The sequence below is a fragment of the Ornithinibacillus salinisoli genome (genome assembly GCF_042684965.1).
Lineage (GTDB): Bacteria > Bacillota > Bacilli > Bacillales > Amphibacillaceae > Ornithinibacillus > Ornithinibacillus salinisoli.
Genome location: NZ_JBHUMI010000044.1, coordinates 23203 through 40888 on the forward strand (window position 1 = coordinate 23203; position 17686 = coordinate 40888).

General features: G+C 39.8%; 26 protein-coding genes. All 26 read right to left on the reverse strand.

Annotated features, from left to right (window positions below; genetic code table 11):
* Nucleotides 1-29: 29 nt before the first annotated feature.
* The 26 genes from rpmD to rpoC all read right to left on the reverse strand — a co-directional run bounded on the left by rpmD (nt 30) and on the right by rpoC (nt 17682).
* Nucleotides 30-212, reverse strand: coding sequence for a 50S ribosomal protein L30 (gene rpmD, locus ACFSTA_RS19710; protein WP_377558545.1), 183 nt, complete (start codon nt 210-212; stop codon nt 30-32).
* 13 nt (nt 213-225) lie between these two features.
* Complete coding sequence (gene rpsE / locus ACFSTA_RS19715; protein ID WP_377558546.1) at nt 226-729, reverse strand: 30S ribosomal protein S5; 504 nt, start codon at nt 727-729, stop codon at nt 226-228.
* A 23-nt stretch (nt 730-752) separates the two neighbouring features.
* Nucleotides 753-1115, reverse strand: a complete 363-nt coding sequence (rplR, locus tag ACFSTA_RS19720; protein WP_377558547.1) for a 50S ribosomal protein L18 — start codon at nt 1113-1115, stop codon at nt 753-755.
* Nucleotides 1116-1145: 30 nt separating this feature from the next.
* Nucleotides 1146-1682, reverse strand: coding sequence for a 50S ribosomal protein L6 (gene rplF / locus ACFSTA_RS19725; RefSeq protein ID WP_377558548.1), 537 nt, complete (start codon nt 1680-1682; stop codon nt 1146-1148).
* Between the two features lie 29 nt (nt 1683-1711).
* Complete coding sequence (rpsH, locus tag ACFSTA_RS19730) at nt 1712-2110, reverse strand: 30S ribosomal protein S8 (RefSeq protein WP_155671315.1); 399 nt, start codon at nt 2108-2110, stop codon at nt 1712-1714.
* 29 nt (nt 2111-2139) lie between these two features.
* Entirely contained in the window at nt 2140-2325 is a 186-nt protein-coding gene (locus ACFSTA_RS19735) for a type Z 30S ribosomal protein S14 (RefSeq protein WP_377558549.1), read from the reverse strand.
* A 29-nt stretch (nt 2326-2354) separates the two neighbouring features.
* Nucleotides 2355-2894 (reverse strand): 50S ribosomal protein L5, encoded by a 540-nt coding sequence (gene rplE, locus ACFSTA_RS19740; RefSeq protein ID WP_377558550.1) that lies wholly within the window; start codon nt 2892-2894, stop codon nt 2355-2357.
* Nucleotides 2895-2920: 26 nt separating this feature from the next.
* Complete coding sequence (gene rplX, locus ACFSTA_RS19745; RefSeq protein ID WP_377558551.1) at nt 2921-3232, reverse strand: 50S ribosomal protein L24; 312 nt, start codon at nt 3230-3232, stop codon at nt 2921-2923.
* 57 nt (nt 3233-3289) lie between these two features.
* Nucleotides 3290-3658 carry a 50S ribosomal protein L14 gene (gene rplN / locus ACFSTA_RS19750; protein WP_377558552.1) on the reverse strand — a complete coding sequence of 123 codons (369 nt, stop codon included), beginning with the start codon at nt 3656-3658 and terminating at the stop codon, nt 3290-3292.
* Between the two features lie 42 nt (nt 3659-3700).
* Nucleotides 3701-3964, reverse strand: a complete 264-nt coding sequence (rpsQ, locus tag ACFSTA_RS19755; RefSeq protein ID WP_090872370.1) for a 30S ribosomal protein S17 — start codon at nt 3962-3964, stop codon at nt 3701-3703.
* A gap of 23 nt (nt 3965-3987) precedes the next feature.
* A complete protein-coding gene (gene rpmC, locus ACFSTA_RS19760) occupies nt 3988-4188 on the reverse strand; it encodes a 50S ribosomal protein L29 (protein WP_377558553.1) in 201 nt (66 codons plus the stop codon).
* Nucleotides 4178-4612: a 50S ribosomal protein L16 gene (gene rplP, locus ACFSTA_RS19765; RefSeq protein ID WP_155671307.1), complete on the reverse strand. Its 435-nt coding sequence runs from the start codon at nt 4610-4612 to the stop codon at nt 4178-4180. Before rplP ends, rpmC begins: the two co-directional genes overlap by 11 nt.
* Before the next feature lie 18 nt (nt 4613-4630).
* The gene (gene rpsC, locus ACFSTA_RS19770; RefSeq protein WP_377558554.1) at nt 4631-5272 is read right to left on the reverse strand and encodes a 30S ribosomal protein S3; all 642 of its coding nucleotides are present in this window, start codon (nt 5270-5272) and stop codon (nt 4631-4633) included.
* Nucleotides 5273-5275: 3 nt separating this feature from the next.
* Nucleotides 5276-5617 carry a 50S ribosomal protein L22 gene (gene rplV, locus ACFSTA_RS19775; RefSeq protein ID WP_377558555.1) on the reverse strand — a complete coding sequence of 114 codons (342 nt, stop codon included), beginning with the start codon at nt 5615-5617 and terminating at the stop codon, nt 5276-5278.
* 18 nt (nt 5618-5635) lie between these two features.
* The gene (gene rpsS / locus ACFSTA_RS19780; RefSeq protein WP_377558556.1) at nt 5636-5914 is read right to left on the reverse strand and encodes a 30S ribosomal protein S19; all 279 of its coding nucleotides are present in this window, start codon (nt 5912-5914) and stop codon (nt 5636-5638) included.
* 57 nt (nt 5915-5971) lie between these two features.
* Nucleotides 5972-6802, reverse strand: coding sequence for a 50S ribosomal protein L2 (gene rplB / locus ACFSTA_RS19785; RefSeq protein ID WP_377558557.1), 831 nt, complete (start codon nt 6800-6802; stop codon nt 5972-5974).
* Between the two features lie 29 nt (nt 6803-6831).
* Nucleotides 6832-7119 carry a 50S ribosomal protein L23 gene (rplW, locus tag ACFSTA_RS19790; protein ID WP_377558558.1) on the reverse strand — a complete coding sequence of 96 codons (288 nt, stop codon included), beginning with the start codon at nt 7117-7119 and terminating at the stop codon, nt 6832-6834.
* Nucleotides 7119-7742: a 50S ribosomal protein L4 gene (gene rplD / locus ACFSTA_RS19795; RefSeq protein WP_377558559.1), complete on the reverse strand. Its 624-nt coding sequence runs from the start codon at nt 7740-7742 to the stop codon at nt 7119-7121. Before rplD ends, rplW begins: the two co-directional genes overlap by 1 nt.
* A 26-nt stretch (nt 7743-7768) precedes the next feature.
* Entirely contained in the window at nt 7769-8398 is a 630-nt protein-coding gene (gene rplC, locus ACFSTA_RS19800) for a 50S ribosomal protein L3 (RefSeq protein WP_377558560.1), read from the reverse strand.
* Nucleotides 8399-8428: 30 nt separating this feature from the next.
* Nucleotides 8429-8737 (reverse strand): 30S ribosomal protein S10, encoded by a 309-nt coding sequence (gene rpsJ / locus ACFSTA_RS19805; RefSeq protein WP_377558561.1) that lies wholly within the window; start codon nt 8735-8737, stop codon nt 8429-8431.
* Between the two features lie 435 nt (nt 8738-9172).
* Nucleotides 9173-10363, reverse strand: a complete 1191-nt coding sequence (gene tuf / locus ACFSTA_RS19810; protein WP_377558562.1) for an elongation factor Tu — start codon at nt 10361-10363, stop codon at nt 9173-9175.
* A 118-nt stretch (nt 10364-10481) separates the two neighbouring features.
* Nucleotides 10482-12560, reverse strand: coding sequence for an elongation factor G (gene fusA / locus ACFSTA_RS19815; protein ID WP_377558563.1), 2079 nt, complete (start codon nt 12558-12560; stop codon nt 10482-10484).
* 45 nt (nt 12561-12605) lie between these two features.
* On the reverse strand, nt 12606-13076 hold the full coding sequence (gene rpsG, locus ACFSTA_RS19820; RefSeq protein WP_377558564.1) for a 30S ribosomal protein S7: 471 nt from the start codon (nt 13074-13076) through the stop codon (nt 12606-12608).
* A gap of 37 nt (nt 13077-13113) precedes the next feature.
* The gene (gene rpsL / locus ACFSTA_RS19825; protein ID WP_377558565.1) at nt 13114-13527 is read right to left on the reverse strand and encodes a 30S ribosomal protein S12; all 414 of its coding nucleotides are present in this window, start codon (nt 13525-13527) and stop codon (nt 13114-13116) included.
* 123 nt (nt 13528-13650) lie between these two features.
* Nucleotides 13651-13917, reverse strand: coding sequence for a ribosomal L7Ae/L30e/S12e/Gadd45 family protein (locus ACFSTA_RS19830; RefSeq protein ID WP_377558566.1), 267 nt, complete (start codon nt 13915-13917; stop codon nt 13651-13653).
* Nucleotides 13918-14070: 153 nt separating this feature from the next.
* Nucleotides 14071-17682 carry a DNA-directed RNA polymerase subunit beta' gene (rpoC, locus tag ACFSTA_RS19835; protein ID WP_377558567.1) on the reverse strand — a complete coding sequence of 1204 codons (3612 nt, stop codon included), beginning with the start codon at nt 17680-17682 and terminating at the stop codon, nt 14071-14073.
* Nucleotides 17683-17686 lie beyond the last annotated feature (4 nt).

Below are 17686 nucleotides of genomic sequence, written 5' to 3' on the forward strand. Positions count from 1 at the left end.
GAGCACCTCCTCTTTACACATTGTATTTATTAAACTTCTTTAACTGATACAAGATGAGATACTTTATCAACCATTCCACGAATAGCTACTGTATCTTCTAGTACCACTGTTTGACGAATCTTTTTTAAACCAAGTGCTTGAACCGTCTTGATTTGTTTGTCTTTTGATCCAATAACACTACGAGTGAGGGTGATTTCTAATTTTTTAGACATAGTGTTTCCCTCCTTATCCTAACAGTTCTTCTACAGACTTTCCACGTAGTTTTGCTACGTCCTCTGCACGCTTTAAGTTTGTTAAACCATTAATTGTTGCACGAATCATGTTAATTGGTGTGTTTGCACCTAGTGATTTTGTTAAAATGTCACCTACACCGGCTAATTCTAATACCGCACGAACTGGACCACCAGAGATAACTCCAGTACCTTCAGAAGCTGGCTTCATTAATACGTTACCAGATCCAAATTGACCATGAATTTCATGTGGAATTGTAGTTCCAACGATTGGTACAGTAATTAGGTTTTTCTTTGCATCATCAACTGCTTTTTTAATAGCATCAGGTACTTCTTGTGCTTTTCCTGTACCGAAGCCAACGTGACCGTTCTTGTCACCAACAACTACTAATGCAGCAAAGCGGAAACGACGTCCACCTTTAACTACCTTCGCTACACGGTTGACCGCTACAACGCGTTCTTCAAGATCTAATTTGTTCGGATCAATCATTGTTTTCATGTAAGGTTTCCCTCCTTTATCGATTAAAATTCAAGACCTGCTTCGCGAGCAGCATCTGCTAAAGCTTTTACACGTCCATGATAAAGGTAGCCTCCGCGATCAAATACTACTGATTTGTAACCTTTATCTTGGGCACGTTTAGCAACTAATTCACCGACTTTTGTCGCAGCGTCTACACTGCTTGTTGATTCGGCGCTAAGTTCTTTATCTACTGTAGAAGCACTAACTAATGTTGAACCATTTGTGTCATCAATTAATTGTGCATAAATGTGTTTGTTTGAACGATACACGTTTAGACGAGGACGCTCCGCAGTTCCAAAAAGGTTTTTTCGAACACGTGCGTGTCTTCTTTTACGTGCAACATTTTTGTCAGGTTTTGTGATCATCTAGGTCACTCCTTTCTCGCCTAACTAGCCTTACTTAGCAGTTTTACCTTCTTTACGTCGTACATATTCATCAACATAGCGAATACCTTTACCTTTATACGGCTCAGGTGGTCTAATCGCTCTGATGTTAGCAGCAACGGCTCCAACTAGTTCTTTATCGATACCTTTTACAATAACTTGTGTGTTTTTAGGTACTTCAATTTCGATCCCTTCGATTGGATCAAGTTCAACTGGATGTGAGTAACCAGCATTAACAGTTACTTTATTACCTTGTTTTTGTGCGCGATAACCAACACCGATAATTTCAAGTTGTTTTTCAAACCCTTTAGAAACTCCTTCAACCATGTTGGCGATCAGGCTGCGAGTAGTTCCGTGTAATGAACGATGTTCTTTATGATCACTAGGACGCTCTAAAGTTATCGTGTTACCTTCAATGATAATTTTAATATCACTGTGGAAATTTCTAGTGAGTTCGCCTTTAGGGCCTTTTACAGTTACAGTAACTCCGTCTAGTTTCACTTCCACACCATCTGGAATTTCAATTGGTTTAAGTCCTATACGAGACATTCCATGCACCTCCTCATAAAAATGTTAGATTACCAAACGTAAGCTAGAACTTCGCCACCAACAGCTTGTGAGCGTGCTTCTTTGTCAGAAAGTACACCTTTAGAAGTTGATACGATAGCTATACCTAAACCATTAAGTACACGCGGCACTTCATCAGCTTTAGCATAAACTCGTAGTCCTGGTTTACTAATACGTTTGATTCCTGTAATTACTCGTTCTTCGTTTGCACCGTACTTAAGGAAAATACGCAGAACACCTTGTTTGTTATCTTCTATTACTTCATAATCACGTACAAAGCCTTCTCGTTTAAGGATATCTGCAACCTCTTTTTTCATTTTAGAAGCAGGAAGCTCCAATTTTTCATGTTTTACCATGTTAGCATTACGAATACGAGTTAGCATATCTGCGATTGGATCTGTCATAACCATTACTAATTACCTCCTTCCCAAATCGGGGTTTACCAGCTTGCTTTTTTGACACCAGGAATTTGACCTTTATAGGCAAGTTCACGGAAACAAATACGGCAAAGTTTAAATTTACGAATTACAGAATGTGGACGGCCACAACGTTCACAGCGAGTATACTCTTGAACTTTGTACTTCTGTGTACGTTTTTGTTTCGCAACCATTGATTTTTTAGCCACAATTTTCCCTCCTTGTACTAGCTCTAAGCTTATTTTTGGAAAGGCATGCCTAGCTGAGCTAAAAGTTCACGTGCTTCTTCGTCGGTATTAGCAGTTGTTACAACAACGATGTCCATACCACGAATTTTACTTACTTTATCATAATTAATTTCTGGGAAAATTAGTTGTTCTTTCACACCTAAAGTGTAGTTACCGCGACCATCAAAAGCTTTTTTAGAAATACCACGGAAGTCACGTACACGTGGAAGTGATACCGCGATTAGCTTTTGTAGGAATTCAAACATACGCTCACCACGAAGGGTAACCTTTGCACCGATTGGCATTCCTTCACGTAGACGGAATCCTGCAATTGATTTTTTAGCGCGTGTAACCATTGGTTTTTGTCCAGAAATCAAAGATAGTTCTTCAACAGCGTTATCCAATGCCTTAGAGTTTTGAACTGCGTCACCAACACCCATGTTAATAACGATCTTTTCAATCGTAGGCACTTGCATAACTGATTTATAATCAAATTTACCCATCAAAGATGGTACTACTTCATCTTGGTATTTTTGTTTTAATTCATTCATCATGTCGCCCTCCTTTCGTCGCTAAATTATTTATCTAATGCTTCACCGGATTTTTTAGCGATGCGGACTTTCTTTCCATCACGTACTTCATAGCCAACACGAGTTGGTTCACCGGATTTAGGATCTACTGGCATTACATTAGAAACATGGATCGGCGCTTCTTGATTAAGAATACCGCCTTGTGGATTATCTTGTGAAGGTTTTGCGTGTTTTTTAATCATGTTTATTCCTTCTACAAGAACACGATCCTTTTTCGGATAAGCTTCTAAAACTGTACCTTGCTTCCCACGGTCTTTACCGGAAATTACTTTTACTTTATCACCTTTTTTTACATGCATGCTTTACGCACCTCCTTACAAGGCTTTTCGTTACTGCTTAAGAAGTTAAACTTTCATTTATAGAACTTCTGGAGCTAGAGATACGATTTTCATGAATTTTGCATCACGTAATTCACGTGCAACTGGTCCGAAGATACGAGTACCTCTTGGACTTTTGTCATCACGGATAATTACCGCTGCATTTTCATCAAAACGAATGTATGATCCATCTGCACGACGAGCACCAGATTTTGTACGTACGATGACAGCTTTAACAACTTCACCTTTTTTGACAACGCCTCCTGGTGTTGCTTGTTTCACCGAACAAACAATTACATCACCAATATTAGCGGTTTTGCGTCCTGATCCACCTAGCACTTTAATAGTTAATACTTCACGTGCACCAGAGTTATCTGCAACTTTTAAACGAGTTTCTTGCTGAATCATATCGCTGTGACCTCCCTTCGGATACCTTCCGAGCGAACTTTATTATATAATTACCGCTTCTTCCACGACTTCAACTAGACGGAAACGTTTAGTTGCTGATAGCGGACGAGTTTCCATAATGCGAACAACATCACCAGTTTTTGCTTGGTTGTTTTCATCATGAGCTTTGAATTTTTTAGAATACTTAACACGTTTACCGTATAATTTATGGAATTTATATGTTTCAACTAAAACAGTAATAGTCTTATCCATTTTGTCTGAAACAACACGGCCTGTGTAGACTTTGCGATCATTACGTTCTGTCATTTGAGGCTAACCTCCTCTCATTATCAGTTATTTACGCTTATTTCACGTTGACGTACAACTGTTTTCATACGAGCAATAGTTTTTCTTACTTCACGAATGCGTGCAGTGTTTTCTAATTGACCAGTTGCAAGTTGAAAGCGCAAATTAAATAATTCTTCTTTTAACGATTTAACTTTTTGTTCAATTTCGGCAGTGGTTAGATCTCTTATTTCATTAGCCTTCATTGCTTTCACCACCAATTTCTTCACGTTTTACGAATTTTGTTTTGATCGGCAGTTTATGAGAAGCAAGACGCAACGCTTCGCGCGCAACTTCTTCAGATACACCTGCGATTTCAAACATAACTTTACCAGGTTTTACTACTGCTACCCATCCTTCAGGAGCACCTTTACCAGAACCCATGCGGACCTCTAAAGGTTTTGCAGTATATGGTTTGTCTGGAAAGATTTTAATCCAAACTTTACCACCACGTTTCATGTAACGAGTCATTGCAATACGAGCAGCTTCTATTTGACGACTTGTGATCCAAGAAGCTTCTGTAGCTTGAATTCCATATTCACCAAAAGCAACTGTTGTGCCACCTTTTGCTTGGCCTCTCATTTTCCCACGATGTTGTCTACGATATTTAACACGTTTAGGCATTAACATAGAAATGTGCCCCCTTCCTTATTTACTGTTTTTAGTTGGAAGGACTTCACCACGATAGATCCACACTTTGATACCTAGCTTACCATAAGTTGTGTCAGCTTCAGCATGTGCATAATCAATATCAGCACGTAGTGTGTGTAGTGGTACTGTTCCCTCACTATAATGTTCCGCACGAGCGATGTCTGCTCCACCTAGACGTCCGGATACTTGTGTTTTTATTCCTTTCGCACCACCGCGCATAGCACGTTGAATCGCTTGTTTTTGAGCACGACGGAATGAAATACGATTTTCTAATTGACGAGCAATGTTTTCAGCAACTAATGTTGCATCAAGATCTACTTTCTTGATTTCAACAATGTTGATGTGAACACGTTTGCCTGTCAAACTGTTTAATGATTTACGTAGAGCTTCTACTTCTGAACCGCCTTTACCGATCACCATACCAGGCTTACCAGTATGAATTGTGATGTTTACACGGTTAGCTGCACGTTCGATTTCAATAGAAGAAACAGCAGCTGTTTTTAAACGGTTTTCAAGATATTCTCTAATTTTGATATCTTCGTGTAGTAAGTCTGCATAGTCTTTGCCTGCATACCATTTTGACTCCCAGTCTTTAATGATACCGACGCGAAGACCGGTTGGATTTACTTTTTGACCCACTGACTATCCCTCCTTTTTTTCTGTTACAACCACTGTAATGTGGCTTGTGCGCTTATTAATTTTGCTTGCACGTCCTTGAGCGCGTGGACGGAAACGTTTCAATGTTGCACCTTCATTTACAAATGCTTCGGAAATCACTAGATTATCCGTATCCATTTCGTAGTTATGTTCTGCATTCGCTACTGCAGAGTTTAGAACTTTTTCTACGACTGGAGAAGCACCGCGTTGTGTATGGCGTAAAATAGCAATCGCTTCACCAACATCTTTTCCTCGAATTAAATCAACGACTAAACGTACTTTACGAGGAGCAATGCGAACTGATTTCGCTACGGCTTTAGCTTGCATATGGAGTGCCTCCTCTCATTAGCGTTTTGTTTTCTTGTCATCAGCAGCGTGCCCTTTATACGTACGGGTTGGCGCAAACTCACCTAATTTATGTCCAACCATGTCTTCTGTAACATAAACTGGCACATGCTTACGACCATCATATACTGCGATTGTATGACCTATAAATGTTGGAAAAATTGTTGAACGACGAGACCAAGTTTTAACAACTTGCTTCTTGTCTGTTTCGTTTAGTTGATCGATCTTTTTCAATAGATGATCATCTGCGAAAGGTCCTTTTTTCAAGCTACGACCCATGGATAAACCTCCTTTCAGAGTTAAGAGACAGGACTAAGCGTCCAATCGAAAATTCGATTATTTTTTGCGTTTACGAACGATAAACTTATCAGTTGTTTTATTACGTTTACGCGTTTTGTAACCAAGTGTTGGTTTGCCCCATGGTGACATTGGTGATTTACGTCCGATTGGAGCGCGTCCTTCACCACCACCGTGTGGGTGATCATTCGGGTTCATTACAGATCCACGTACAGTTGGGCGGATACCTTTCCAACGAGAACGTCCTGCTTTTCCTACACGAATTAGCTCATGTTCAATATTTCCTACTTGACCGATTGTTGCGCGGCAAGTTGATAAGATTAAACGAACTTCCCCAGATGCTAAACGTACAAGTGTGTATTTACCTTCACGACCAAGAATTTGCGCCTCGGCACCAGCAGAACGAGCAAGCTGTCCACCGTTACCTGGTTTTAATTCAATGTTATGAATGATTGTACCTACAGGAATGTTAGTTAATGGTAATGCATTCCCAAGTTTAATATCTGCATTTTCACCAGATTCGATTTGTTGACCTACTTTTAATCCTTTTGGCGCTAAGATATAACGTTTTTCACCATCTACATAGTTAATCAACGCAATATTAGCACTACGGTTTGGATCATACTCAACTGTAGCAACGCGTCCTGGTATTCCATCTTTATCGCGTTTAAAGTCGATAATACGGTATTGACGCTTATGACCGCCACCTTGATGACGAACGGTTAATTTACCTTGATTGTTACGACCGCCACGTTTATGAAGTGGAGCTAACAAGGATTTTTCTGGAGTATCTGTTGTGATTTCAGCGAAATCTGACACAGACATATTACGTCTACCATTAGTGGTAGGTTTGAACTTTTTAATCGCCATCTTTTTTCCCTCCTTCACATAACTTTTTCTTAAGCTTCAAAGAAGTCTAGATCTTTACTGTCTTCTGAAAGCTGAACGATAGCTTTTTTGCGATTTGGGCGGAATCCTCCGTAACGTCCCATTCGCTTGAATTTACCTTTAAGGTTCATTGTATTTACTTTTTCTACTTTAACACCAAAGACTTCTTCAACGGCATCCTTGATTTGAGTTTTGTTAGCTTTCGTACTTACTTCAAACGTGTATTTCTTCTCTGCCATTAAGTCAGCAGAATTCTCTGTGATGACAGGGCGCTTAATGATATCACGTGCATCTTTCATTATGCAAGCACCTCCCCTGCTTTTTCAGCTGCATCTTTTGTTAAGATCAACTTGTCATGCGTAAGCAAATCTAATACGTTAACCTCTTCCACAGTAAGAACTTTTACCCCTTGAAGGTTATTTGCTGAACGGAAAACATTTTCATCTTTGTCAGCAGTAACGATTAATGCTTTTTCATTTACGTTTAGTGCAGCTAGCATGTTAACAACTTCTTTTGTTTTTGGAACATCAAATGATAGGCTCTCTAAAACAACTAAACTTTCTTCTTTTACTTTAGAAGAAAATGCTGATTTAAGTGCTAAACGACGAACCTTTTTAGGTAGTTTGTAGCTATAGCTACGTGGTGTAGGACCGAATACAGTTCCTCCACCTACCCAATGTGGTGAGCGAATAGACCCTTGACGAGCGCGTCCAGTTCCTTTTTGACGCCATGGTTTACGACCGCCGCCGCGTACTTCTGAACGATTTTTAACAGCATGTGTACCTTGGCGTAATGATGCGCGTTGCATAACTACCGCTTCATGTAATACATGTGTGTTTGGTTCAATGCCAAAAACTAATTCATTAAGAACAACATCTCCAGCCTGTGAACCATCTTGTTTAAATAGTGCTACTTTAGGCATGACATATCCTCCCTTCGTGTGTATGATTAGTTAGCCTTTATTGCACTTGCAATTTGAACGACTGATTTTTTTGCACCAGGTACATTACCTTTGATTAGTAATAGATTTTTTTCTGCATCTACACTAACTACTTCTAGGTTTTGAATGGTAACCTGTTCATCACCCATATGACCTGGTAATTTTTTACCTGGTAATACACGCATTGGGTCAATTACACCCATTGAACCTGGTGATCTGTGGTAATGAGAACCGTGAGTCATAGGTCCGCGTTGTTGGTTATGGCGCTTGATTGCACCTTGGAAACCTTTCCCTTTAGAAGTACCTGTTACATCTACTTTTTCGCCTGTTTGAAAAACTTCAACGCTAACTTCTTGACCAACTTCATAGTCATCAAGAATTGCGTCACGGATTTCACGAACGTAGCGCTTAGGGGCTGTGTTTGCTTTCTCAGCATGACCTTTTTCCGCTTTGTTTGAACGTGATTCCTTTTCATCAGCAAAACCGATTTGCACTGCTTCGTAACCATCATTTTCTAATGTTTTCTTCTGCAATACTACGTTTGGCTCAGCTTGGATTACTGTTACAGGGATTAATTCACCGTTATCAGAGAAAAGCTGAGTCATGCCGATTTTACGACCTAAGATTCCTTTCGTCATCCGTTACACCTCCTATTAATAAAACATTAATTATAATTTGATTTCAATGTCAACACCAGATGGCAAGTCAAGACGCATTAGCGAATCAACAGTTTGTGGTGTTGGGTTAACAATATCGATTAAGCGTTTATGTGTACGCATTTCGAATTGCTCACGTGAATCCTTGTATTTGTGCACCGCACGTAATACAGTATAAATAGCTTTTTCCGTAGGTAGTGGAATCGGACCAGAAACATTTGCTCCAGAACGCTTCGCAGTATCTACGATTTTTACAGCAGATTGATCTAAAATACGGTGATCATATGCTTTTAAACGGATTCTGATTTTTTCTTTTGCCATTATTTTCCCTCCTTTTCGCCCATTTTATAATAGACATTCTCCATGAAAATTCCTTGACATCCCGCCATGGCAAAGGGGCCGGGTGTGCCAACAACCTTTCATTTCATCGCCTTCAATGACCAACATTCTTATTATATAGAATATCAACGGCCAATGCAACCTTTTTTTATGGGAAATCTATTTGTTGCACATCTATGTATTATACTTACTATTATTAGTGATTGCAAGGGTTGTAGAATATTTTTTTATTGGGAAAGTTTGGTTGGGTTTGGGTTCTTTGATGAATTGTTGCTTGTGAGCGAATATTTTGTTTTATTAGCGAATCCTTGCTGGTTCTGAGCGAATATTTCCTTTTCTGAGCGAATCCTCGATCATCCCCCTAATATCCACAAAAAAACAGGCAGCGTCTTAACGCTGCCTGTTTAATTAAAATTATTATTTTTCGATTGTAGTTACAACGCCTGATCCAACAGTACGTCCACCTTCACGGATTGAGAAGCGAGTACCGTCTTCGATAGCGATTGGAGAAATAAGTTCTACACTCATTTCGATGTTGTCGCCAGGCATTACCATTTCTACTCCTTCTGGAAGTTGGATAACTCCAGTTACGTCAGTTGTACGGAAGTAGAACTGAGGACGATAGTTACCGAAGAATGGAGTATGACGTCCACCTTCTTCTTTTGATAATACATAAACTTCAGCTTTGAAGTTTGTGTGTGGTGTAATTGAACCTGGTTTAGCTAATACTTGACCACGGCTGATATCTTCACGAGAAACCCCACGAAGAAGTGCACCAATGTTATCTCCAGCTTCTGCATAGTCAAGAAGCTTACGGAACATTTCAACACCTGTTACAGTAGTTTTAGAAGCATCTTCATTAAGACCGATGATTTCAACTTCATCACCAACTCTTACTTCACCACGCTCAACACGTCCAGTTGCAACAGTACCACGACCAGTGATTGAGAATACATCCTCAACTGGCATCATGAATGGTTTGTCAGTGTCACGTTCTGGAGTTGGAACGTACTCATCTACTGCAGCCATTAAATCAAAAATAGCTTGCTCATATTTTTCTTCACCTTCAAGAGCTTTTAGTGCAGAACCACTAATTACTGGTACATCATCACCAGGGAAGTCGTATTCAGATAATAGGTCACGTACTTCCATTTCTACTAGTTCTAGTAATTCTTCGTCATCTACCATATCTACTTTGTTTAGGAATACAACGATTGAAGGTACCCCTACGTTACGAGATAGTAAGATGTGCTCACGAGTTTGTGGCATTGGACCATCTGCAGCAGATACTACTAGGATAGCTCCGTCCATTTGTGCAGCACCAGTGATCATGTTTTTAACATAGTCAGCGTGACCTGGGCAGTCAACGTGTGCATAGTGACGGCTGTCAGTTTCATATTCTACGTGAGAAGTAGCAATTGTAATTCCACGTTCTTTTTCTTCTGGAGCACCATCAATTTGGTCATAAGCCATTGCAGTACCTTTACCAGATTTTTTGTGCAATGTAGTAGTGATTGCAGCTGTTAGTGTAGTTTTACCATGGTCAACGTGTCCAATTGTTCCAATGTTAACGTGACTTTTCGAGCGATCGAACTTTTCTTTAGCCATTTATAGTTCCTCCTTAAATAAATGAAAGTAATTTTTAAGTATTTACAGCCAAGAAATAACCTTACGTTATTTCTTAGCTTACAATAAAAGTTATACTTGAGAATCAGATAAAAATCAATTATTCTCCAGCATTTTTCTTAATAATTTCTTCTGAGATGCTTTTCGGCACTTCTTCATAGTGATCGAAATGCATTGTGTAAACCCCGCGTCCTTGCGTGTTTGAACGTAATGCAGTCGCATAACCAAACATTTCAGCAAGTGGTACAAATGCTTTTACTACTTGTGCAGGTCCGCGAGCTTCCATACCTTCCACGCGTCCACGACGTGAAGTAACATCACCCATGATATCTCCCATGTATTCTTCAGGGATTACAACCTCGACTCTCATCATCGGTTCTAAGATAACAGGTTTACATTTAGTTTTAGCTGCTTTTAATGCCATAGAGGCAGCAACTTTAAATGCCATCTCATTTGAATCGACATCATGATAGCTACCATCATACAAGGAAGCTTTGAAGTCGATTAGTGGGTATCCAGCTAATACTCCGTTTTCTGCTGATTCTTTAATTCCTGCTTCAACAGAAGGGATATATTCACGTGGTACTACACCACCAACAATTTTGTTTTCAAATTCAAAGCCGGCGCCTTCTTCGTTTGGCTCAAATTTAACCCAAACGTGACCGTATTGTCCACGTCCACCAGACTGACGTACGAATTTTCCTTCGACTTCAGCAGATCCACGGAATGTTTCACGGTATGCAACCTGAGGTGCACCAACGTTAGCTTCTACTTTGAATTCACGCTTTAAGCGATCAACAATAATATCAAGGTGTAGTTCACCCATACCAGAAATGATCGTTTGACCAGTTTCAGGGTTTGTTTCCGTTCTGAAAGTCGGATCCTCTTCCGCCAGTTTACCTAAAGCAATAGCCATTTTATCTTGGTCGGCTTTAGTTTTAGGCTCGATAGCAACAGAGATAACCGGCTCAGGGAATTCCATAGATTCAAGAATTACCAGGTTTTTCTCTTCGCAAAGTGTATCTCCAGTAGAAGTATCTTTTAATCCCACAGCGGCAGCAATTTCACCAGAGTATACTGTTGAAATCTCTTCACGTGAGTTTGCGTGCATTTGTAGAATACGTCCTACACGTTCACGCTTATCTTTTACAGAGTTCTTTACATATGAACCAGAATCTAAAGTTCCAGAGTAAACGCGGAAGAATGTCAACTTACCAACGAATGGATCTGTCATAACTTTAAATGCTAGTGCAGAGAAAGGTGCATCATCAGAAGATGGAAGTGCAACTTTATCTTCTGTACCAGGAACGATACCTTCGATAGGAGGTACGTCTGTTGGTGCAGGAAGAAAATCAAGTACACCGTCAAGCATTAATTGAACACCTTTGTTTTTAAATGCTGATCCAGCAAATACTGGGTAAAATTCAACATTTAAAGTTGCAGTACGAATTGCTTTTTTCAGTTCCTCTTTAGAGATTTCTTCTCCTTCAAGATACTTCATCATAAGCTCTTCGTCTAGTTCAGATACAGCTTCAACTAGGCCTGTGCGTAGCTCTTCCGCTTTATCTTTGTACTCTGCAGGTATGTCACGAGCTTCTGCACGTGTACCTAAATCATCTTCATAGTAGTAAGCAACCATGTCGATGAGGTCAATAATACCTTCAAAGTCATCTTCAGCTCCAATTGGAAGCTGTACTGGATGTGCATTCGCACCCAAGCGATCTTTTAATGTTCCTGTAGAATACAAGAAGTCTGCACCAATTTTATCCATTTTATTAATAAAAACAATTCTTGGTACACCATAAGTTGTCGCTTGACGCCATACTGTTTCTGTTTGTGGTTCTACACCTGATTGTGCATCAAGAACTGTTACAGCGCCATCTAATACACGTAATGAACGTTCAACTTCAACAGTGAAGTCTACGTGTCCAGGTGTATCGATGATGTTGATACGATGGTTTTTCCATTGAGCAGTAGTTGCCGCAGAAGTAATTGTAATTCCACGCTCTTGCTCTTGTTCCATCCAGTCCATTTGTGAAGCACCTTCATGTGTTTCACCAATTTTATGAATACGTCCTGTGTAGAAAAGAATACGCTCAGTAGTAGTGGTTTTACCTGCGTCGATATGTGCCATAATACCAATATTGCGTGTCTTTTCCAAGGAGAACTCTCTAGCCATGTATTCTTCTCCTTCCTGTTAATTACTATTTTATTTTTTTGGATCTTACCAACGGTAGTGAGCGAATGCTTTATTCGCTTCAGCCATTTTATGCATTTCTTCGCGTTTCTTAACAGAAGCTCCAGTGTTGTTAGAAGCATCTAAGATTTCATTAGCAAGACGCTCTTCCATTGTCTTTTCTCCGCGTAAGCGTGAATAGTTTACAACGTAACGTAAACCTAATGCTTGACGGCGTTCTGGGCGAACCTCAACCGGTACTTGATAGTTAGATCCTCCAACACGTCTAGCACGAACTTCAAGAACAGGCATTACGTTTTTCATAGCTTGTTCAAAAACTTCCATAGGATTTTGTCCGCTTCTTTGGCCAACTAAATCAAATGCATTATAAAGAATTTTTTGCGCCTTACCTCTTTTACCGTCAATCATAATTTGGTTGATTAAACGAGTTACTAATTTAGAATTATAAAGTGGATCTGGCAAGACATCGCGTTTAGGTACTGGTCCTTTACGTGGCATATGTCCCCCTCCTTTCCTATCATTGTTGTCTTAAAGCTTATTTTTTAGGTCTTTTCGTTCCGTATTTTGAACGTCCTTGCATGCGACCATCTACTCCTGCAGTATCTAGTGCGCCACGAACGATATGATAACGAACCCCCGGTAAATCTTTTACACGACCACCACGAATTAATACCACACTGTGTTCTTGTAGGTTGTGTCCAATTCCAGGAATGTATGCAGTTACCTCCATGTTGTTAGACAAACGAACACGTGCATATTTACGAAGTGCTGAGTTCGGTTTTTTCGGTGTCAATGTACCAACACGAGTACATACTCCACGTTTTTGTGGTGAGCTTTCGTCAGTCAAAGACTTTTTGAAGCTGTTGTACCCTTTGTTAAGTGCTGGTGAGTCAGATTTTCTTGTTTTACTCACACGGCCTTTACGTACAAGCTGGTTGATTGTAGGCATAATGATGTTCCTCCTTCCTCGTTGATAAAATTAAATATAAATAGAAAACAAAACTAGCAAGCCCTTTTGTAAACCCACACATCCAGGCGGTTCATCTTTGGGCAAAAACAAAGCTTTAGCGATTTAGTCGCCAAAACCATCTTTTTTTATTGCTACTGTTGATGCGCCAACATCTATACCACATGCGATACCTAATTTTTTCTTGGAGTCAACGCACTGACACGGTATATCCAGCGCTTTAGCTAAATCCTGTACTTTTCGTGTTATTTGCTGATCAGCATCATCCGCAACATACACTTCACTTATTTCGCCATTTTTCATAGCCTTAAGTGTTTGTTTTGTTCCGATAATTACATTTGACTGTAATTGCGTCACTTTCTCATAAGACATTTACTCATATCCTCCAAAGTAACAAGAATGAATCGGAAGCACCTTGAATATATTATCAAACTCGCATTTTATTGTCAACTCAATTTTGATAATTTTTAAGGAAAGTTTTTTACAGTGCTTCCGATATATTTACTTGTTTCAACAAACCTAACACTACTGAACTGGTTGTTGTTCTACTTCTTCTACGTCATTTTCTTCGACTTCCTCAACCGGTACTTCTATATTACGGTATCGTTGCATACCCGTACCTGCAGGAACAAGTTTTCCGATAATGACATTTTCTTTTAATCCTAATAATTCATCACGTTTTCCTTTAATTGCAGCATCTGTAAGAACTCTAGTTGTTTCTTGGAACGATGCAGCAGATAAGAAGGAATCTGTTTCAAGAGATGCTTTTGTAATTCCAAGTAGTACTGGTTTACCAACAGCAGGCTGTTCACCTTCAACCAACACATTTTTATTGGCATCCTTGAACTGGTGAATTTCTAGTAGAGATCCAGGTAATACTTCTGTATCACCAGAGTCTATAACCCTGATTTTACGTAGCATTTGACGTACCATTACCTCTACGTGCTTATCACCGATTTCAACACCTTGCATACGATATACGCGTTGAACTTCACGCAGGATGTAATCTTGAACACCTTCTACACCTTGAACACGTAGCAGTGCTTTTGGATCCACTGAACCTTCTGTTAGTTCTTGACCAGCAATCACTTCGTCTCCGACAGACACTTTTAAGCGAGCATTGTATGGAACCGCGTATGAACGCGACTCAACGTCACCTTGAACAACAATTTCTTGTTTATCTTTGACTTCAACGACTTCATGAACTGTTCCATGAATCTCACTAATAATTGCTTGCCCTTTTGGATTACGTGCCTCAAACAGTTCTTGGATACGCGGAAGACCTTGTGTAATATCGTCTCCAGCAACACCACCTGTATGGAATGTACGCATTGTAAGCTGTGTTCCTGGCTCACCGATTGATTGAGCAGCAATAATACCAACAGCTTCTCCAACTTCAACCTCTGAACCTGTAGCTAAGTTACGACCATAACATTTTTTACAAACACCATGATTTGTATTACATGTAAATACTGTTCGGATCGTCACTTGTTCAACACCAGATTCAACAACTTCTTTCGCTTGATCCTCTGAGATAACAGTATCATATGCGACAATAACTTCATTGGTTTCTGGGTGACGAACATCTTCAAATGCCGTACGACCAATTAGTCGGTCAAGCAACGGTTCTATCAACTCAGAGCCATCCATTAGTGCAGCAACCGTTAAGCCTCGGTCTGTTCCACAATCTGTTTCGCGTACGATAACATCTTGCGCAACATCTACAAGACGGCGTGTCAAGTAACCTGAGTCAGCAGTTTTCAGTGCTGTATCCGCTAATCCTTTACGAGCACCATGTGTTGAAATAAAGTATTCTAACACGGTTAAGCCTTCGCGGAAACTAGATTTAATAGGTAACTCGATGATACGACCAGCTGGGTTGGCCATTAAACCACGCATACCTGCTAGCTGTGTGAAGTTTGATGCGTTACCCCTTGCACCTGAATCACTCATCATGAAGATTGGATTGCGGTGATCTAGGGATTGCATTAATTTATCTTGAATAGTGTCTTTAGCTTGTGACCAGATCGCAATTACTCTATCGTATCTTTCCTCTTCTGTAATCAGACCACGACGGAATTGCTTCAATACATTATCTACCTTCGTTTGTGCTTCTACTAGAATCTTCTCTTTTTCTGCTAATACAACGATATCAGATACCCCTACAGTCATACCAGCTTTCGTAGAGTAGCTAAATCCTAGATCCTTCATGCGGTCAAGCATTTTTGAAGTTTCACTAATCTTAAATCGTTTAAATACTTCGGCGATAATATCACCTAAGAAGCCTTTTTTAAACGGCTTAATTGTATCTCGTTTCTTAATTTCTTCTCTAATATTTGTTCCATTTTCAACAAAATACATTTCCGGAGTACGGATTTCTAAGTTTTCTTTTGTCGGTTCGTTAATATATGGGAACGATTCTGGCAATATTTCATTGAAAATTAGTTTTCCGACCGTTGTTAACAGCAATTGATTCTGTTGTTTTTCGGTAAACGTTTTGTTGTTTAAGCTTGATGCTTGAACAGCAACTCTTGTATGCAAATGAACATAACCATTTTGATAAGCTAGCAATGCTTCGCTAGTATCTTTAAACACGGCACCTTCGCCGAACGCTTCTTCGCGCTCCATGGTTAAGTAATAGTTTCCTAAAACCATGTCCTGTGACGGTGTAACAACAGGTTTACCGTCTTTTGGATTTAAAATGTTCTGAGCGGCTAGCATTAGAATTCTAGCTTCTGCTTGTGCTTCAGCAGATAACGGAACGTGCACAGCCATTTGGTCACCATCAAAGTCTGCGTTATAAGCAGTACATACTAATGGATGCAAACGAATTGCCCGACCTTCCACTAATGTAGGCTCAAATGCTTGAATTCCCAGTCTGTGTAATGTAGGTGCACGGTTAAGCAACACTGGATGCTCTTTAATGACCTCTTCCAACACACCCCAAACATCTGGATGAACGCGTTCAATTTTACGTTTTGCCGATTTGATATTATGAGCAATTCCTCTTTCAACTAATTCCTTCATAATAAACGGCTTAAATAGCTCTAGAGCCATTTCTTTCGGCAGACCACACTGATACATTTTTAAATGTGGTCCAACAACGATAACGGAACGACCGGAGTAATCCACACGTTTTCCTAATAGGTTTTGACGGAAACGACCTTGCTTCCCTTTTAGCATGTGAGATAAAGATTTTAGTGGACGATTTCCTGGTCCAGTCACTGGACGACCACGTCTACCATTATCAATTAATGCATCAACCGCTTCTTGGAGCATACGTTTCTCGTTTTGCACGATAATGCTCGGTGCACCAAGATCTAACAATCGTTTAAGTCGATTGTTACGATTGATAACACGACGGTACAGATCATTTAAATCCGAAGTTGCAAAACGCCCACCATCAAGCTGAACCATCGGACGAATTTCTGGTGGAATTACCGGAAGAACATCTAAAATCATCCAAGATGTTTCGTTTCCAGAGTTACGGAACGATTCCAGAACCTCAAGACGTTTAATTGCTCTAGTTCTTCTTTGTCCTTGTGCTGTTTTCAATTCTTCCTTGAGTGCATCTACTTCGTTATCAAGATCTACATCTTGTAATAGCTTACGAATTGCTTCTGCGCCCATTTGTGCTTTAAATGTTGCTCCATATTTATCGTAATAAGCACGATACTCTTTTTCAGACAACAGTTGTTTTTTCTCTAATGGTGTACTCCCAGGGTCAGTAACGACATATGCAGCAAAGTAAATAACTTCCTCCAGCGCACGTGGCGACATGTCTAAGACTAGTCCCATACGACTCGGAATACCTTTAAAGTACCAAATATGTGATACCGGTGCAGCAAGCTCAATATGTCCCATTCGTTCACGACGTACTTTTGCTTTTGTGACTTCAACACCACATCTGTCACAAACTACCCCTTTATAACGTACTCTTTTGTATTTACCACAATGACATTCCCAGTCTTTTTGTGGACCAAAGATTCGTTCACAAAACAAACCATCTTTTTCTGGTTTTAATGTACGATAATTAATTGTTTCTGGTTTTTTTACCTCGCCGAAAGACCAAGATCTAATTTTCTCTGGTGAAGCTAAGCCTATCTTCATATACTCAAAGTTGTTTACATCTAGCAAGGGT

What these genes read in the sequence shown, in the direction of transcription:
- rpmC (WP_377558553.1), bottom strand. Translation starts at nt 4,188, where the DNA reads ATGAAGGCTAATGAAATAAGAGATCTAACCACTGCCGAAATTGAACAA.
- rplN (WP_377558552.1), bottom strand. Translation starts at nt 3,658, where the DNA reads ATGATTCAGCAAGAAACTCGTTTAAAAGTTGCAGATAACTCTGGTGCA.
- rplD (WP_377558559.1), bottom strand. Translation starts at nt 7,742, where the DNA reads ATGCCTAAAGTAGCACTATTTAAACAAGATGGTTCACAGGCTGGAGAT.
- rplP (WP_155671307.1), bottom strand. Translation starts at nt 4,612, where the DNA reads ATGTTAATGCCTAAACGTGTTAAATATCGTAGACAACATCGTGGGAAA.
- rplX (WP_377558551.1), bottom strand. Translation starts at nt 3,232, where the DNA reads ATGCATGTAAAAAAAGGTGATAAAGTAAAAGTAATTTCCGGTAAAGAC.
- rplV (WP_377558555.1), bottom strand. Translation starts at nt 5,617, where the DNA reads ATGCAAGCTAAAGCCGTAGCGAAATCAGTTCGCATTGCTCCTCGTAAA.
- rplR (WP_377558547.1), bottom strand. Translation starts at nt 1,115, where the DNA reads ATGATCACAAAACCTGACAAAAATGTTGCACGTAAAAGAAGACACGCA.
- rplC (WP_377558560.1), bottom strand. Translation starts at nt 8,398, where the DNA reads ATGACGAAAGGAATCTTAGGTCGTAAAATCGGCATGACTCAGCTTTTC.
- rplE (WP_377558550.1), bottom strand. Translation starts at nt 2,894, where the DNA reads ATGAATGAATTAAAACAAAAATACCAAGATGAAGTAGTACCATCTTTG.
- rplB (WP_377558557.1), bottom strand. Translation starts at nt 6,802, where the DNA reads ATGGCGATTAAAAAGTTCAAACCTACCACTAATGGTAGACGTAATATG.
- ACFSTA_RS19830 (WP_377558566.1), bottom strand. Translation starts at nt 13,917, where the DNA reads ATGTCTTATGAGAAAGTGACGCAATTACAGTCAAATGTAATTATCGGA.
- rpsJ (WP_377558561.1), bottom strand. Translation starts at nt 8,737, where the DNA reads ATGGCAAAAGAAAAAATCAGAATCCGTTTAAAAGCATATGATCACCGT.
- rpsE (WP_377558546.1), bottom strand. Translation starts at nt 729, where the DNA reads ATGAAAACAATGATTGATCCGAACAAATTAGATCTTGAAGAACGCGTT.
- rpsG (WP_377558564.1), bottom strand. Translation starts at nt 13,076, where the DNA reads ATGCCACGTAAAGGACCAGTACCTAAACGCGATGTCTTGCCAGATCCA.
- rpsS (WP_377558556.1), bottom strand. Translation starts at nt 5,914, where the DNA reads ATGGGTCGTAGCTTGAAAAAAGGACCTTTCGCAGATGATCATCTATTG.
- rpsH (WP_155671315.1), bottom strand. Translation starts at nt 2,110, where the DNA reads ATGGTTATGACAGATCCAATCGCAGATATGCTAACTCGTATTCGTAAT.
- tuf (WP_377558562.1), bottom strand. Translation starts at nt 10,363, where the DNA reads ATGGCTAAAGAAAAGTTCGATCGCTCGAAAAGTCACGTTAACATTGGA.
- rplF (WP_377558548.1), bottom strand. Translation starts at nt 1,682, where the DNA reads ATGTCTCGTATAGGACTTAAACCAATTGAAATTCCAGATGGTGTGGAA.
- rpmD (WP_377558545.1), bottom strand. Translation starts at nt 212, where the DNA reads ATGTCTAAAAAATTAGAAATCACCCTCACTCGTAGTGTTATTGGATCA.
- fusA (WP_377558563.1), bottom strand. Translation starts at nt 12,560, where the DNA reads ATGGCTAGAGAGTTCTCCTTGGAAAAGACACGCAATATTGGTATTATG.
- rpsL (WP_377558565.1), bottom strand. Translation starts at nt 13,527, where the DNA reads ATGCCTACAATCAACCAGCTTGTACGTAAAGGCCGTGTGAGTAAAACA.
- rpsQ (WP_090872370.1), bottom strand. Translation starts at nt 3,964, where the DNA reads ATGACAGAACGTAATGATCGCAAAGTCTACACAGGCCGTGTTGTTTCA.
- rplW (WP_377558558.1), bottom strand. Translation starts at nt 7,119, where the DNA reads ATGAAAGATGCACGTGATATCATTAAGCGCCCTGTCATCACAGAGAAT.